We start from the raw sequence: 14,125 nt of genomic DNA, 5'->3' as shown, positions 1-14,125 counted from the left end.
GAAGCGGCCCACGGGAACGGTCGGCCAGAATGGATCGGTGCCCGATCGCATCCTCACCGTGTCCGACGTCTCGTTCGTGCGCCAGGGGCGCGCCATCCTCTCGGCGATCTCGCTCGAAGTCGACCGCGGCCAGCACTGGGCTCTGATCGGGGCGAACGGCGCAGGCAAGTCGACGCTGCTCAGCCTGCTCGGAGCGGTGCAGCATCCGACGACCGGGAGCGTCGACGTTCTCGGCAACCGCCTCGGTCGCGTCGACCTGCGCGAGCTGCGCTCGATCATCGGTCATGTGAATCCGCGGCACGAGGTGCGCTCGCCGCTGACGGTGCGCGAGGTCGTCGCCACCGGGGTGACCGGTACCCAGGAACTCATGATGCGGTGGGCGCCCTCCGAGGCCGAGAGCGCCCGTATCGACGAGCTGATCGAGCTCATGGGCATGACGGATCGGCGGGAAGCCCGCTGGCAGACGCTCTCGCAGGGTGAGCGCGGCCGCGCGCTCATCGCCCGCGCGCTGATGCCCGACCCGGGGCTGCTGCTGCTCGACGAACCGACCACCGGGCTGGACATCGCGGCACGGGAGCACCTCCTCGACCGGGTGGACGAGCTGAGAGCGCGGCATCCGGATCTTGCCAGCGTGCTGGTCACCCACCACCTCGAAGAGCTTCCGGCGTCGACCACGCACGCGATGCTGCTGCGCGACGGCCGGGTGCTCGCGCAGGGCGACGCGGATGCCGTGCTCACCGGGCCGCTCGTCAGTGATGCGCTCGACTACCCGCTCTCGATTCTGCGGGTCGAAGGTCGCTGGAGTGTGCGCACGGACAAAGCCGCGACTCTCCGCTGAGCGCACCACGAAGTGGGGACGGCTCCGCTGTGAGGCTCCGCGAAGTGGGGACGGCTCCGCTGTGAGGCTCCACGAGCGGCGACAGCTCCGCTGTGAGGCTCCACGAGCGGCGACAGCTCCGCTGTGAGGCTCCGCGAGTGGGGACGACTCCGCTGTCGCAAACTGCGGGTCGGATGCGGCGGCGGGAGGGAGCGGCGTTACGAAGCGTCGTCGACGGGCGCGCTGCGCCGGGCCGGATCGTGGCCCTCCATGGTGTGCGCGACAGGGATCACGATGACGGGCCGTGCCTGGTTGTGCGCGAGACTCACCGCGATTGAACCGGCCAGGAACTCCTCGAGACTGGCCCGGAATCCGGGCTTGCGCGTGCCCACCGCGATGGCGCGCGCATCGCGCTCCTCCGCGAGCCGGGCCAATTCGATGGCAGGGTCACCGGCGCGGGCGAGGAAGGCGGCCTCGGCGTGCGGCACGAGATCGCGCACCCGCTGTGCGAGGTCCGGATCGAACGTCTCCTCCTGCGCGTCGGGCACATCGGGGTCGAGCGGCATCGACAGCACGGACCCGTCGGGCAGCGTGCTGATCGAATATCGCAGGGGCTCCACCGTGACGAACAACAGCGGCGAGCCGAGATCGGCGGCGAGCGAGGCCGCCTCGGTGATCACCGCGTCGGGGACGTCGGCGACGACTCCTACGACGAGAGGACGAACGGATGCCGCACCCGCGGCCTGCGAACCTGCTGCCTCGGTCATGTTGGCACTATACCGACGCCTCTGGCGGCGGACCGAGGGCTTGCGGGCGCGTCAGCCGAGCAGCAGAGTACGCAGTTGATCGGCCGAGTGCACGACGGCCATGGCGCCGACCGCCTCGACCGGCGAGCCGTAGCCCCATTCGACGAGAACGGTGGGGACGCCGTTGGCCTCGGCGCCGAGCACGTCGTGGCCGCGGTCGCCCACCATCACGAGGTGGGACGTGTCGATGTCACGGGCATCCAACTGCTCGACCACCGAGCGGATGACGTCGGCTTTGGTGTCGATGTGCTGGGACTCGTCCGAGCCGCCGATGACCGTGAAGTACGGAAGCAGGCCGAAGTGGTCGATGATGCGCCTCGCGCGTTGCACGGGCTTGCTCGTGGCCAGCGCGACGGGCACGCCGGCCTCGTTCAGGGCGCGCAGCAGGCCGACCATGCCGGGGAACACGGCATTGCCGTTCACGTCGGTGTAATCGGCGCGGGCGCGGTAGGCGACAAGCGCCTCTGCGGATTCGTCGGGGTCGAGGCCGAGCGAGCGGAGCGTCTCATGCAGAGGCGGGCCGACGTGCACGGTGAGGTCGTCGGGGCTGGGCACGGGGCGGCCGATGTCAGCGAGGGCGCCCGCAAGAGATGCAGTGATGCCCGGGGCGGAGTCGGTCAGCGTGCCGTCGAGATCGAACAGCACTCCAGACCACGTTGTCGTGGTCCGAGTGGGCTGTTCGCTCATGATCGAAGTCGGGAAAGTCATGGCCCGGGTATATTACGACCTTTTTGCGAGAGCCGCCTCGACGTGCTCGCGAGCGACCACCTGCGCGTGCGTTCCGGGGTTGAACTGCACAGCGATGAAATCGGCGGTGCCGATGAGTTCGAGCGCCTCGCGAGCGGGGATGATCACCGACTGCACGAGCGATCCCTCGACCTCCAGCTCGTCATTGGTCTTGCCCACGGCGGTCTGGAGTTCGCGAATGGAGGTAAAGAGCGGAAGCACCGGGCGGCCGTCGGTGGAGGCAATGGTGCGCACGCGGGTGCCGGTCTCGGGGCTCGAGCCGGTGACATCCACCACGAGTCCGCCCTTCATGGATGCCGTCAGCAGCTCCTCGAGGCCCTCCAGGCTCGGTGTCGCGGCGAGCGACTCCAGAGCGCGACGCACCGCCGTGTTCTCGTAGCTCTTGGGAAAGGGAGGTCGTGGTTTCACCTGCTCCACGCTACCCGGCACCGATGTCCCATTCCCCGGCCCCCCGGGTGGCCGACTCCGGTTGACTGCTCCCCGGGTGGCCGACTCCGGTCGACGGTTCCCAGGGGGACCGACGCATTGCACCGACCGAATGTCGCATCGAATCCTGCCCCCTTCAGATCTGACCGACAAGACCGACATCTGCGCGATAGGAACAACAGCTGAGCGACAGAACCGACATCTGAAGAACAAGGCGCCGAACGAATATCCGACGAATGCCTCTACCGCCTGCGATGATGAGAATGCGTCCGAGTTCTCCCCGTCGAATAGCGCGGCGATTGCCACGAGACATCGCAATTACGTAGGGTTATCGCATGGCGAAGAAAACCACTGTGATTCTGGTCGACGATATCGAGGACGTCGAAATCGAGAACGGAAACGGCGAGACCGTCTTTTTCGCGCTCGACGGCATCTCCTATGAGATCGACCTGAACGACAAGAATGCGAAGGCTTTGCGCGACGCGCTGAAGCCGTTCGTCGATGCGGGCCGTCGCACGGCACGCAGCACTCGCGGCGTGGCATCCGCACGCGCCTCCCGCTCCTCGAAGGAAGATCTCGGCGCGGTCCGCGAATGGCTGCGTTCGCACGGCCACACAGTGTCGGATCGCGGTCGTATTCCGGCCTCGCTCATGGACGAATACCGCGCCAACTCCTAGGCCGTATTGCCATACTCGCGCTGCGCCGCGGTGTACGTCATCGACCTGCCGAGCACATCCTCGCCCGCCCGCGAGCCCAACAACACGACCTAGAAGAGTCGGCTGAGTGAGTCGTCGATTCCTCGCATCTCGTCGTAATCCAGAACAACACAGCGGATGCCGCGATCTTCTGCGAGCGTGCGGGCCTGCGGTTTGATCTCCTGTGCGGCGAACACGCCTGCCACAGGCGCGAGAAGCGGGTCCCGGTTCATCAATTCCAGATAGCGCGTCAACTGCTCGACGCCGTCGATGTCGCCGCGACGCTTGAGTTCAACGGCGACGGAATGCCCGTCCGAATCGCGCGCCAGAATATCGACCGGCCCGATCGCGGTCATGTATTCACGACGCACCAGAGTGTGTCCTTCGCCGAGCCGATGGATCTGCTCCGCCAGCAGCTTCTGCAGGTGTGCTTCGACGCCATCCTTCTGCAGGCCGGGATCGACACCGAGTTCGTGCTGGGAGTCGTGCAGCACCTCGTGCACGCTCACGATGAGGCGGTCGGAAGTCTTGGTGTGGGTGACGGTCCAGATCTGCTGAGCGCCGGCATCCGTCTGCGCTTCGTCGGGCTCGGAAACGGTGAGTGTGCAGGGCGGGCTCATCCAGTTCAGCGGCTTGTACGAACCGCCGTCGGAGTGCACCAGCACGCTGCCGTCCGCCTTGAGCACGAGAAGGCGCGTCGCCAGGGGGAGATGGGCGCTCAATCGCCCCGCGTAGTCCACTGAGCACCGAGCCACAACCAACCGCACCCGTTGAGGGTAACGGATGCCGGCGACGTGCGCGGGACGTCCGGTCTCCGACACTATTTCAGGCTATTTCGCCTCATGTCCATATATCTGCGTGCTGAGCCGAAATAGCCTGAATCAGTGCGCGGATGGCTGGTGGGCGGCATCGCTCGTGGGCGCGCATGGCCGGGCGCGCACGGCTGGTGGGCGGCGTGGCTGGTGGGCGCGCATGGCTGGTGGGCGGCGTGGCTGGCGGGCGCGCACGGCTGGTGGGCGGCGTGGATGTCGGGCGCCGGTCAGGCGAGGTCGCGTTCGGGTGCTGGGGTGGTCGCTCTGTCGGCGTGCTGCTGCTGTCGCAGAGCCGGGGCGCAGAAGAAGGCGGCGACGAGTAGGACGAGGATGACGAACAGGGCGTTCAGGATGCCGATCTGCTGGCCGAGGAAGCCGATGATCGGCGGGCCGGCCAGGAACGCGACGTAGCCGATCATCGCGACGGCCGACACCCGGGCGGTGGCGTTCCTCTCGTCGTCGGCCGCGGCCGACATGCCGAGCGGGAATCCCAGCGAGGCTCCGAGGCCCCAGAGCACGACGCCGACGACGTAGGCCCAGGGCGCGGGGACCAGGATGAACATGAGCAGGCCGATCACGCCCAGTCCGGCCGTGACACGGATCGACCAGACGCGTCCGATGCGGTCGACGGCGGGGCCGCCGACGACACGGCCGACGGTCATCGCGGCGACGAACACGTCGAGCACGAGCGCTCCGCCCGCGTTCGTCAGGCCGTGGCCGTCCACCGATGCCAGCGCGATCCAGTCGTTGGCGGAGCCCTCGGCGAACGCCATGCCGAGCATGACGATGCCGATCAGAACGAGGCGCAGGTCGGCCCACACCGTGAGCTGCGACTTCACCGTCTCGGTGAACGAGCGCCGGCGCGCGGGGGCGGCGACGGACGGATCGTCGAAGGCGTCGAGAGCGCGCTGGTCGGCATCCACGACGTCTTGCGTGTTCGGCACGAATCGCACCGCGGCGACTCCGGCGACGATCGTGACCACCGTCATGCCGAGGAAGTGCCAGAAGATCGAGATGCCCAGGGCGGCGGCCGCGGCCCCGATGCCGGCGCCGACGACCGTGCCGATGCTGAAGCAGGCGTGCATGAAGGGCATGATCGTGCGGCCGATGCGCCGCTCGACGGCTGCCGCCGAGACGTTCATCATCACGTCGATGGCGCCATTGCCGAGACCGAGCAGCGCCAGGCCGATGATGACGATCGGGAGTGAGACCAGCACGGTGGTGCCCACACCGATGACGGCGACCCCGATCGCGGCCGTGCACAGCACGAGCGTCATGCCGACCTTCGTGCCGAATCGTGCCTGAATGCTCGGTGCGACGACGAGGCCGATGATGGCGCCGATCGAGACGCCGAGCAGGATCAGGCCGACGACATCCGTCGAGAGGTGCAGGGAGTCGCGCACGCCCGGTACGCGCGAGACCCACGTCGAGAGGTACAGGCCGCTCACGATGAAGATGACGAAGAGCGCGTTGCGCCAGGCGCGCAGCTCCGGTGCGATGCGGACTCGGGGGGATGCGGTGTCGGTGCGTGCCATGCTCGTTCGATCTTTGGGCGCTGCGGCCGGGTTGGAGAAGAAGGGGTTGTTGGGGAGGAGTGCCTCGGCCGACCGCTGGGATCAGAATCGGCCGGCCGAGGCCGTGGGTGCGGATGGTGCGCAGCGCACACCCCCGAGCACACTGCGCAGACGCGGTATCCGCTGCCCACCGGAGGATGAGTATGGGGGATCCGACTCGGTGTCGAATCGATTCGAGTGCGTCTTTCGCCTAAGCTAGCGAATCGGACGCACCCCGTCAAGACGGGTGCGGCCAGGCCGACGCCCGGCACGGCCACCGCATTGTTCGCCGGAACAGTGTCCATGCATCTCGGCGGAGACGTTCGCGCGCTCGCCGCACGAAGGGAGTCGGATGCCCGATCACGATTCCAGCCGCCCGACGCTCGCCGACGTCGCAGCCAGAGCCGGGGTTTCCGCCTCGACCGCCTCGCTCGCCTTCAGCGGCTCGGGCCCCGTCGCGGATGCGACGAAGGAACGGGTGCTCGCCGCCGCCCGTGAGCTTCACTACGCGGGACCGGACCCGAGAGCGCGATCGCTGCGTCGAGGCCGCTCCGGCATCATCGGCGTGGTCATCGAGGAACGCGTGCGGGAGGCGTTCCGCGACCCGATCCAGATCGCGACCATGGACGGACTGTCGCAGGAGATCGGCCGCATCGATGCGGCACTGCTCATCCTCGCGGCGGCGGCGCCCGCTCCGCAGCTCGCCGGCGTGAAGGCCATGCCTCCGCAGCCGGCGCCTCCGGTCACCGTCGAGGACGCGCCCATCGACGCTGCGGTGCTGATGGGATGCTCGCCACGACTCGCCGACAGCATCTCCGCGTTGCGAGACCGGGGGATTCCGGTCGTGGCGATCGAGGGGCTGCCGGCGGAGGGCATCCTCATCATCGAGCAGGACAACCACGATGCCACCGTGCGCGGCGCCCGGCACCTGCAGGAGCTCGGACACGAGCGCGTCGCGATCATCACGCTGCCGCTCGACGCGGCGCATCACCGTGGTCTGATCCCGGATGACCTCATCGCGATCAGCTCGTCTGCGACCGCGCTGCAGCGTCTCGAGGGCGCGCGGGCCGTGTTCCCGGATGCTCCGGCGTACGCCGCCGCCGGAAGCTACGTCGACGAGGGCCTGCGCGTGGCCCGCGAGATCCTCTCCGTTGCGGCCGACGAACGGCCGACGGCGATCATCGCCCAGAGCGATCTGCTGGCGGCTGGCGTGATCCGCGCGGCGGAGGAGCTGGGCATCCGCGTTCCCGACGAGCTCAGCGTGATCGGCTTCGACGGCGTGCGCGTCGACGGCCTTGGGCCGTACGTGCTCACCACCCTGGAGCAGCCCGCGTACGAGAAGGGACGTGCGGCGGGGCGCGCCATCGTGCGGATGCTCGAGGGTCGCGAAACCGAGACCGTCTCGTTCACCTCGGTGCTGCGGGTGGGCAACACGACGGCGGCGCGGGCGTAGGGCGCGAAGTCGGCGCGGGCGCGGAGCGGCGCGTGGAGGCGGTCAGGCGCGCACGGCGCCCACGACCATCCATCGGGAACCGCGGGCGCGCAGACCCAGGGTGAGAGCACGGGCGCCGAGGTAGCCGAGCGCGAACGCCAGTGTGAGCCAGGCGAGTGCCGCGGAGCCGCCGAAGACGACGGCCGCCCAGGCGCACGGCACGAACACGGCGAGGTTCGCGAAGCCCGTGAGTGCGAGGTAGCGGGCATCTCCCGCACCGATCAGCACGCCGTCGAGCACGAACACGTAGCCGCCCAGCGGCGTCGTCACTCCGAGGATTGCGAGCGGAATCGGCAGCAGCGCGAGCACCGATGGGTCGCTCGTGAACACCCACCCGAACACGGGACTCAGCGCGATCAGCAGCGCGCCGATCACCGCTCCACCGCCCACACCCCACCAGAGGCAGCGGCGCAGCACGGCGCGCACGGCTTCCGTGTCACCGGTGCCCAGCGAGTGGCCGATGAGGGCCTGCGCGGCGATGGCGAGAGCATCCAGAGCGAGAGCGACCGCGTTGTAGACCGACATGGTGACCTGCCAGGTGGCGAGGGCATCCGAGGAGATGTCGGTGGCCAGAAACACCGCGAGCACGATCGCGGCGCGCAGGCTGGCCGTGCGCAGGAACAGCCACCAGCCCGCGCCGCTGAGCCCGAGCACGCCGGCCGCACGCGGACGCAAGACCGCGCCTGCGCGACGCGCGTGACGCACCGCGACGACGATGTAGACCGCTGCCATGCCCCACTGCGCGATCACGGTGCCCGTCGCGGATCCCTCCACGCCGAGACCTGCGCCGTAGATGAACAGGGCGTTGAGCGCGATGTTGGCCGCGAACCCGCCGGATGCCACAGAGAGCGGCGTGCGCGTGTCCTGCAGTCCGCGCAAGAGTCCGGATGCCGCGTACACGATGAGCATTGCGGGAAGACCGGCCATCGAGATGGCGAGGTAGACGGATGCCTGCACCGCGACATCCCGCTGCGCACCGAACGCGGCCACCAGGTACGGCGCGGCGAACACGCCGATCACCGCCAGCACCACGCCGATGCCGGCGGCCAGCCACATGCCGTCGACGCCGGCTTCGAGTGCTTCGCGGCGATGGCCGGCGCCGAGGCGTCGCGCGACAGCCGGTGTCGTGCCATAGGCGAGGAACACCATGAGGCCGACGATCGTCTGCAGCACGGCGCCGGCGATGCCGAGGGCGGCGAGCGGGATCGCCCCGAGATGGCCGACGAGGGCGGAGTCCGCCAGTAGGAAGAGCGGCTCGGCCACGAGCGCGCCGAACGCGGGGACCGCGAGACGCATGATCTCGCGGTCGGTGCTGCGCATGCTCCGACTGTATCGGCGGCGGCCGGTACCGCCTTGGCCGGGAACCGAGACAGGGGAAGGGGCCGCTGCCGGGTGGCGGCGTGTTCGAATTAGAAACATTCACAAAATTGTGAAACAAGCGTACTGTCGGTCGCATGACAACAGTGATCGACATCCGCGGCCTGCAGAAGCGGTTCGGCCGCGTGCAGGCGCTCGACGGCCTCGACCTCGAGGTGGGCGAGGGAGAGGTGCACGGCTTTCTCGGGCCGAACGGCGCGGGCAAGACGACGACCATCCGGGTTCTGCTCGGCCTGATCCGGGCATCCGGTGGCACTGCCGAAGTCTTCGGCCGGTCGCCATGGGGCAAGGCGGCAGCGCTGCACGAACGCATCGCGTACGTGCCGGGCGACGTGGCACTCTGGCCGAACCTGTCGGGCGGCGAGATCATCGACCTTCTCGCGCGGCTGCGCGGCGCCGACACCGGGACCGGGGACTACAAGGCGCGTCGCGCCCGCCTCGTGGACGCCTTCCAGTTCGATCCGCGCAAGAAGGCGGGCACCTATTCCAAGGGCAACCGGCAGAAGGTTTCGCTGATCGCGGCGTTCGCGGTACCCGCGTCGCTCTACATCCTCGATGAGCCCACAAGCGGCCTCGACCCGGTGATGGAGGCGGTGTTCTCCGAGGAGGTGTCGACTATCGCGAAGAACGACGGTTCGAGCATCCTGCTCTCCAGCCACATCCTCTCCGAGGTGGAGGCGCTCTGCGATCGCGTCACGATCATCCGGGCGGGCAGAGCCGTGGAATCGGGCACTCTCGCCGACCTGCGGCATCTCACGCGCACCGAGGTCTCGTTCGTCTCCGACGGAATCGACGAAGCGTCGGTGCGGGCGTTGGCAGGCGTGCACGACGTGGCTGTGGCATCCGATCGCTACCACTTCACGGTCGACAGCGCGGATGTCTCGGCCCTGCTCCCCGGGCTCGGTGCGTTGAGTGTGCAGTCGCTGACGATCACGCCGCCGTCGCTGGAGGAGCTGTTCCTGCGGCACTACGGCGATGAGATCACGGCCGCGAACGACGATCTCGAGCCGGTGGCGCGATGAGCGCCGCCGCCGTGCTACTGCGGTTCCGCCTCCGCCGAGACTGGGTGATCCTTCCTGTCTGGCTGGTGGTGATGGCGTTCAGCGTGCTCTTCGTGGCGGCCGCGCTGGCCTCGACCTACAACACGGAGACGCTGCGCACCGCCGTGGTGCGGCTGGCCGCCGTGAACCCGACGCTGCTGGCGCTGCGCGGCGATCCGGACGGCACGTCGCCCGGCAACTTCTTCATGGTGGAGATCGGCTCCTACCTCGGACTGCTCGTCGCCTTCATGAACACGTTCCTCGCGGTTCGGCACACTCGCGCCGACGAGCAGGCCGGCCGCACAGAGCTGCTCTTGACGACCCGGGCCGATCGCGGCGCTCTCACGATCGCGACCCTCTCGCTGGCGGTGATCGCGAACGTCGGAGTCGGACTGTTCGGAGCCCTTGCGGCGATCGCGGCGGGCTATGAGGCCTACGGCTCCCTGGTGCTCGGCTGGGAGCTGGCGACGACCGGACTCGCGTTCTTCGCCGTGGGGCTGCTGTTCGCGCAGATCTTCTCCACATCCCGTGCCGCGAACGCCTGGGGTGTGGCCGCGATCGGCGCGTTCTGGGTGATCGAGGCGGCGGGATCGGCCACCGGGACGGCGTCGGCCGACGGCCTGCACGTCACGCCCGGACCGGCGATCTGGTTCAGCCCGATCGGGTGGGGTCTGCGCACGCTTCCGTACGTCGAGAACCTCTGGTGGCCCGGCCTGCTGAGCCTGGCGCTCGCCGTGGCGCTGGCGGCCGTGGCCGTCGTGCTGCAGCGTTCACGCGACACCGGCGCCGGACTGGTGGCGGCCCGTCCGGGTCGTGCGAGCGCCTCGTCGGCGTTGCGGGGAACGTTCTCGCTCTCCTGGCGGCTGCAGCGGGCATCCATCATCGGCTGGGGCATCGGCGCGGTGCTCGGCGCGGCGGCGATCGGCGCGCTGGGCAAGACGCTGAACGACAGCATCTCGAAGAATCCCGACGTGTCGAAGGCGATCGGTGAGATGGGCACCGGCGGCGGCACCGTGTTCGAGGTCTTCATCGGCGTCATGATCGCGCTGATCGGGCTCGTCGTCGCGGGCGCAGCGATCCAGACGGCGATGCGGATGCGCCAGGAGGAGGCATCCTCGACCGCGGAGATCGTGCTGGCCACGGCCGCTTCCCGGCTGCGCTGGTACGTGTCGTACGTGGTGCTCGCACTCGTGGCATCCGCGGTACTGCTGGCGCTGTCGGGACTCGTGGCCGGCGCCTCGCTGATGAACGTCGACGCCGAACTGCTCGGGCAGACGTTCGCGCTGTCGATGGCGCAGCTGCCCGCGGTGGCGGTGTACATGGCGGTGACGGCGTTGGCGTTCGCCGTCGTGCCGCGGGCCACGATCGCCGTCGGGTGGATCGCGTTCGGCGTCGGCATCGTGCTCGGCGAGTTCGGCAGCCTGCTCAACCTGCCCGACTGGGTGCGGCAGATCACGCCCACCGCGCACACGCCTGTGCCGCCGCTGTCGCACGCGGACTTCAGCGGAACCTGGTGGCTCAGCCTCATCGCCGTCGCGCTGCTGGTGATCGCGGGTGCGGCCTTCCGTCGCCGGGACATCGTGTCGAGAGGATGACCGAGAGGAGTTCGACGCCCGGCGCTCGAGGCGGCGGGGCAGCGGGACAACCGGCAGAATCGACAGGGGAGGTGCCGTGGCACGCAACGAGCAGCAGGTACGGGAGTATGTCGAGCGCGCGGCCGCCATACTCGCCGCAGCAGGGTTCCCGCGCATGCCCGCGCGTGTGCTCATGACGCTGACCGCTGCCGAGGAGAGCCAGACTGCCGCCGACCTCGCCGAGAGCCTGGAGGCGAGCCCCGCCGCCATCTCGGGCGCCGTACGTTATCTGCAGACGCTGGCGATGATCCACCGCGTCTCGCGGCCGGGCAGCCGGAGGGATGTCTACGAGCTGCCCGCGAACTCCTGGTACACCGCGACTCTGGCCGAGTCCCGCGTGTACGACGCGATGATCGGGCTCTCGGAGGACGCCGTGGACGCCGCGGGCGGTTCGCAGTCGGATGCCGGCGCTCGCCTCACCGAGCTCGCCGACTTCTTCCGCTTCGTGCGCAAGCGCATGCCCGAGATGCTCGCCGAGTGGGCGCAGCAGCGCGGCGTCTGAGCGTCCCTGGTGCCCCGGCGCTGCCCGGCGCTGCTGCGGGGCCGCTTCTTCGTCGAGCCACCCGTTTATCGTCGAGCCACCCCTTTGTCTGCGCGAATAGGCGGGTGGCTCGGCGACAATGGGGTGGCTCGATGAGAGTGGGGCCCGGCGACGCGGGGTGGCTCGGCGCATCCGGAGCGGCGAAGTGGCAGGGCAGCCACGGGCGCAGACGCCCAGCCTGAGCACGGCCGCCGCGCCCTAGGCTGGTGGCCATGACTGAGACGGCACCGACTCTCTCCTCCGGCATCGTCCTCGATGAGCTGGATGCAGGCATCCGACCTCAAGACGACCTGTTCCGGCACGTGAACGGCAAGTGGATCGCGCGCACCGACATCCCCGCCGACAAGGCGCGCTGGGGCTCGTTCATGATCCTCGCCGAGGAGTCGGAGAAGGCCGTGCGCGAGATCATCGACGGTGCGCAACACGCGGAGGAGGGCACGGAGGCCCGCAAGTTCGGCGATCTCTTCGCCAGCTTCATGGACACGGAGCGCATCGAGAAGCTCGGCGTCACGCCCGTCGAGTCGAGACTCGCGCTCGCCGAGAACGTTGACTCCGTCGACAGCCTTCTCACCACGATCGGACGGCTCGAGAAGAGCGGACTCAGCGGCTTCTATCAGCTGTTCGTCGACAACGACCCGGGCGACCCGGAGAGGTACCTCGTGTTCTTCGAGCAGTCCGGCATCTCGCTGCCCGACGAGAGCTACTACCGCGAGGAGCGGTTCACGCCCGTGCGCGCCGCGTTCATCGCGCACGTACAGCGCATGTTCGAGCTGGCCGGCGTTCAGGATGCCCCGCGCCGCGCCCAGAACGTGTTCGACCTCGAGACCGAGATCGCGAAGCAGCACTGGGACAACGTCGCCAGCCGCGACAGCGAGAAGACCTACAACCTCTACGACTGGACGGATGCCGCATCCCTCGCCCCCGGCGTCGACCTCACGGTGTGGCGTGATGCGCTGGGCGCACCGCACGGAGCGTTCGACGAACTCGTGCTACGCCAGCCGAGCTTCACCACGGGTCTCGCTTCACTGTTCGTGCCCGAGCGCCTGACGCAGTGGCGCGACTGGCTGAGCTGGAAGGTGCTGCACGACGCCGCGCCCTATCTCAGCGGCGACTTCGTGAACGAGAACTTCGACTTCTACGCTCGCACGCTCACCGGGACCCCGCAGATCCGCGAGCGGTGGAAGCGTGGCGTCTCGCTCGTCGAGGGTGCGATGGGCGAGGCCGTGGGGCGCGTGTACGTGCAGGAGCACTTCCCGCCGGAGTCCAAACGGCGCATGGACATATTGGTCGGCAACCTCATCGAGGCGTATCGCCGGTCGATCCGCACGCTGGACTGGATGGGCGAGGGCACCCGCGACCGCGCACTCGACAAGCTCGAGAAGTTCACGCCGAAGATCGGCTACCCGGTGAAGTGGCGCGACTACTCGAGCCTGCTCATCGACCCGACCGATCTGATCGGCAACGTGCGTCGATCGGCCGAATTCGAGTTCCACCGGGAGCTCGGCAAGATCGGCAAGCCGATCGACCGCGACGAGTGGTTCATGACGCCGCAGACGATCAACGCGTACTACAACCCCGGTTTCAACGAGATCGTGTTCCCGGCCGCCATCCTGCAGTTCCCGTTCTTCGATCCGGATCGGGACGACGCCGCCAACTATGGCGCGATCGGCGCCGTGATCGGCCACGAGATCGGGCACGGCTTCGATGACCAGGGCTCCAAATTCGACGGCGACGGCCGCCTCGCCGACTGGTGGACGGGCGCCGACCGCAAGGCGTTCGAGAAGCGCACGCACGCGCTCATCGCGCAGTACGACGCTCTCGCACCGGCGCAGGTGCCGGAGCATCATGTGAACGGCGCGCTCACCATCGGCGAGAACATCGGCGACCTCGGCGGCCTCGGCATCGCGTGGCAGGCCTACCAGGTGTCACTCCAGGGCGAAGAGCCGCCGGTCATCGACGGCCTCACCGGCGCCGAGCGATTCTTCCTCTCCTGGGCGCAGGCGTGGCAGCAGAAGGGCCGCGACGAGGAGGTCATCCGCCTGCTCGCGATCGATCCGCACTCGCCGAACGAGTTCCGCTGCAACCAGATCGTGCGCAACATCGACGCCTACTACGACACGTTCGGCGTGCAGCCGACGGATGCCGCGTGGCTGACTCCTACGGATCGCGTGCGCATCTGGTGATC

General features: G+C 68.7%; 13 protein-coding genes. 7 read left to right on the top strand and 6 right to left on the bottom strand.

All coding sequences use genetic code 11. From position 1 onward, the window contains the following. Positions 1-37: 37 nt before the first annotated feature. On the top strand, positions 38-838 hold the full coding sequence (locus tag H623_RS0116485) for an ABC transporter ATP-binding protein (protein ID WP_022902031.1): 801 nt from the start codon (positions 38-40) through the stop codon (positions 836-838). Between the two features lie 197 nt (positions 839-1,035). On the opposite strand, the gene H623_RS20635 is transcribed toward H623_RS0116485, so the two are convergent. From H623_RS20635 to H623_RS0116470, 3 genes are read right to left on the bottom strand one after another with little or no spacing between them, the layout of a single operon-like run. Beyond that, positions 1,036-1,584 carry a universal stress protein gene (locus H623_RS20635; RefSeq protein ID WP_022902030.1) on the bottom strand — a complete coding sequence of 183 codons (549 nt, stop codon included), beginning with the start codon at positions 1,582-1,584 and terminating at the stop codon, positions 1,036-1,038. A gap of 51 nt (positions 1,585-1,635) precedes the next feature. Next, complete coding sequence (locus H623_RS0116475; protein WP_026940480.1) at positions 1,636-2,310, bottom strand: HAD hydrolase-like protein; 675 nt, start codon at positions 2,308-2,310, stop codon at positions 1,636-1,638. A 33-nt stretch (positions 2,311-2,343) separates the two neighbouring features. Then, entirely contained in the window at positions 2,344-2,778 is a 435-nt protein-coding gene (locus H623_RS0116470; RefSeq protein WP_026940479.1) for an SseB family protein, read from the bottom strand. 353 nt (positions 2,779-3,131) lie between these two features. Here H623_RS0116470 and H623_RS0116465 point away from each other — a divergent pair, with 353 nt between their 5' ends. After that, positions 3,132-3,473, top strand: a complete 342-nt coding sequence (locus H623_RS0116465; RefSeq protein WP_022902027.1) for a histone-like nucleoid-structuring protein Lsr2 — start codon at positions 3,132-3,134, stop codon at positions 3,471-3,473. An 89-nt stretch (positions 3,474-3,562) separates the two neighbouring features. Here H623_RS0116465 and nucS read toward each other — a convergent pair whose 3' ends face one another. After that, a complete protein-coding gene (gene nucS / locus H623_RS0116455; protein WP_026940478.1) occupies positions 3,563-4,258 on the bottom strand; it encodes an endonuclease NucS in 696 nt (231 codons plus the stop codon). A gap of 272 nt (positions 4,259-4,530) precedes the next feature. Then, complete coding sequence (locus tag H623_RS20630) at positions 4,531-5,838, bottom strand: MFS transporter (RefSeq protein ID WP_022902024.1); 1,308 nt, start codon at positions 5,836-5,838, stop codon at positions 4,531-4,533. Between the two features lie 370 nt (positions 5,839-6,208). On the opposite strand from H623_RS20630, the gene H623_RS0116445 reads away from it, so the two are divergent. Then, the gene (locus H623_RS0116445; protein ID WP_022902023.1) at positions 6,209-7,309 is read left to right on the top strand and encodes a LacI family DNA-binding transcriptional regulator; all 1,101 of its coding nucleotides are present in this window, start codon (positions 6,209-6,211) and stop codon (positions 7,307-7,309) included. Between the two features lie 42 nt (positions 7,310-7,351). Here the strand turns inward: H623_RS0116445 and H623_RS20625 are convergent, their stop codons facing one another. Beyond that, entirely contained in the window at positions 7,352-8,668 is a 1,317-nt protein-coding gene (locus tag H623_RS20625; protein WP_022902022.1) for an MATE family efflux transporter, read from the bottom strand. A gap of 134 nt (positions 8,669-8,802) precedes the next feature. On the opposite strand from H623_RS20625, the gene H623_RS0116435 reads away from it, so the two are divergent. From H623_RS0116435 to H623_RS0116420, 4 genes are all read left to right on the top strand, one after another. Continuing rightward, positions 8,803-9,747, top strand: a complete 945-nt coding sequence (locus tag H623_RS0116435; RefSeq protein WP_211218020.1) for an ABC transporter ATP-binding protein — start codon at positions 8,803-8,805, stop codon at positions 9,745-9,747. Next, entirely contained in the window at positions 9,744-11,360 is a 1,617-nt protein-coding gene (locus H623_RS20620; RefSeq protein ID WP_022902020.1) for an ABC transporter permease, read from the top strand. Before H623_RS0116435 ends, H623_RS20620 begins: the two co-directional genes overlap by 4 nt. 76 nt (positions 11,361-11,436) lie before the next feature. Continuing rightward, on the top strand, positions 11,437-11,901 hold the full coding sequence (locus H623_RS0116425; RefSeq protein ID WP_022902019.1) for a GbsR/MarR family transcriptional regulator: 465 nt from the start codon (positions 11,437-11,439) through the stop codon (positions 11,899-11,901). Positions 11,902-12,152: 251 nt separating this feature from the next. Next, positions 12,153-14,123: a M13 family metallopeptidase gene (locus H623_RS0116420; RefSeq protein ID WP_022902018.1), complete on the top strand. Its 1,971-nt coding sequence runs from the start codon at positions 12,153-12,155 to the stop codon at positions 14,121-14,123. The last annotated feature ends 2 nt before the right edge of the window (positions 14,124-14,125 follow it).

Source organism: Humibacter albus DSM 18994, from assembly GCF_000421825.1.
GTDB classification, from domain to species: domain Bacteria; phylum Actinomycetota; class Actinomycetes; order Actinomycetales; family Microbacteriaceae; genus Humibacter; species Humibacter albus.
Note: the sequence above shows the minus strand (reverse complement) of the source record. Positions and strands in the feature narration are given on the sequence as shown.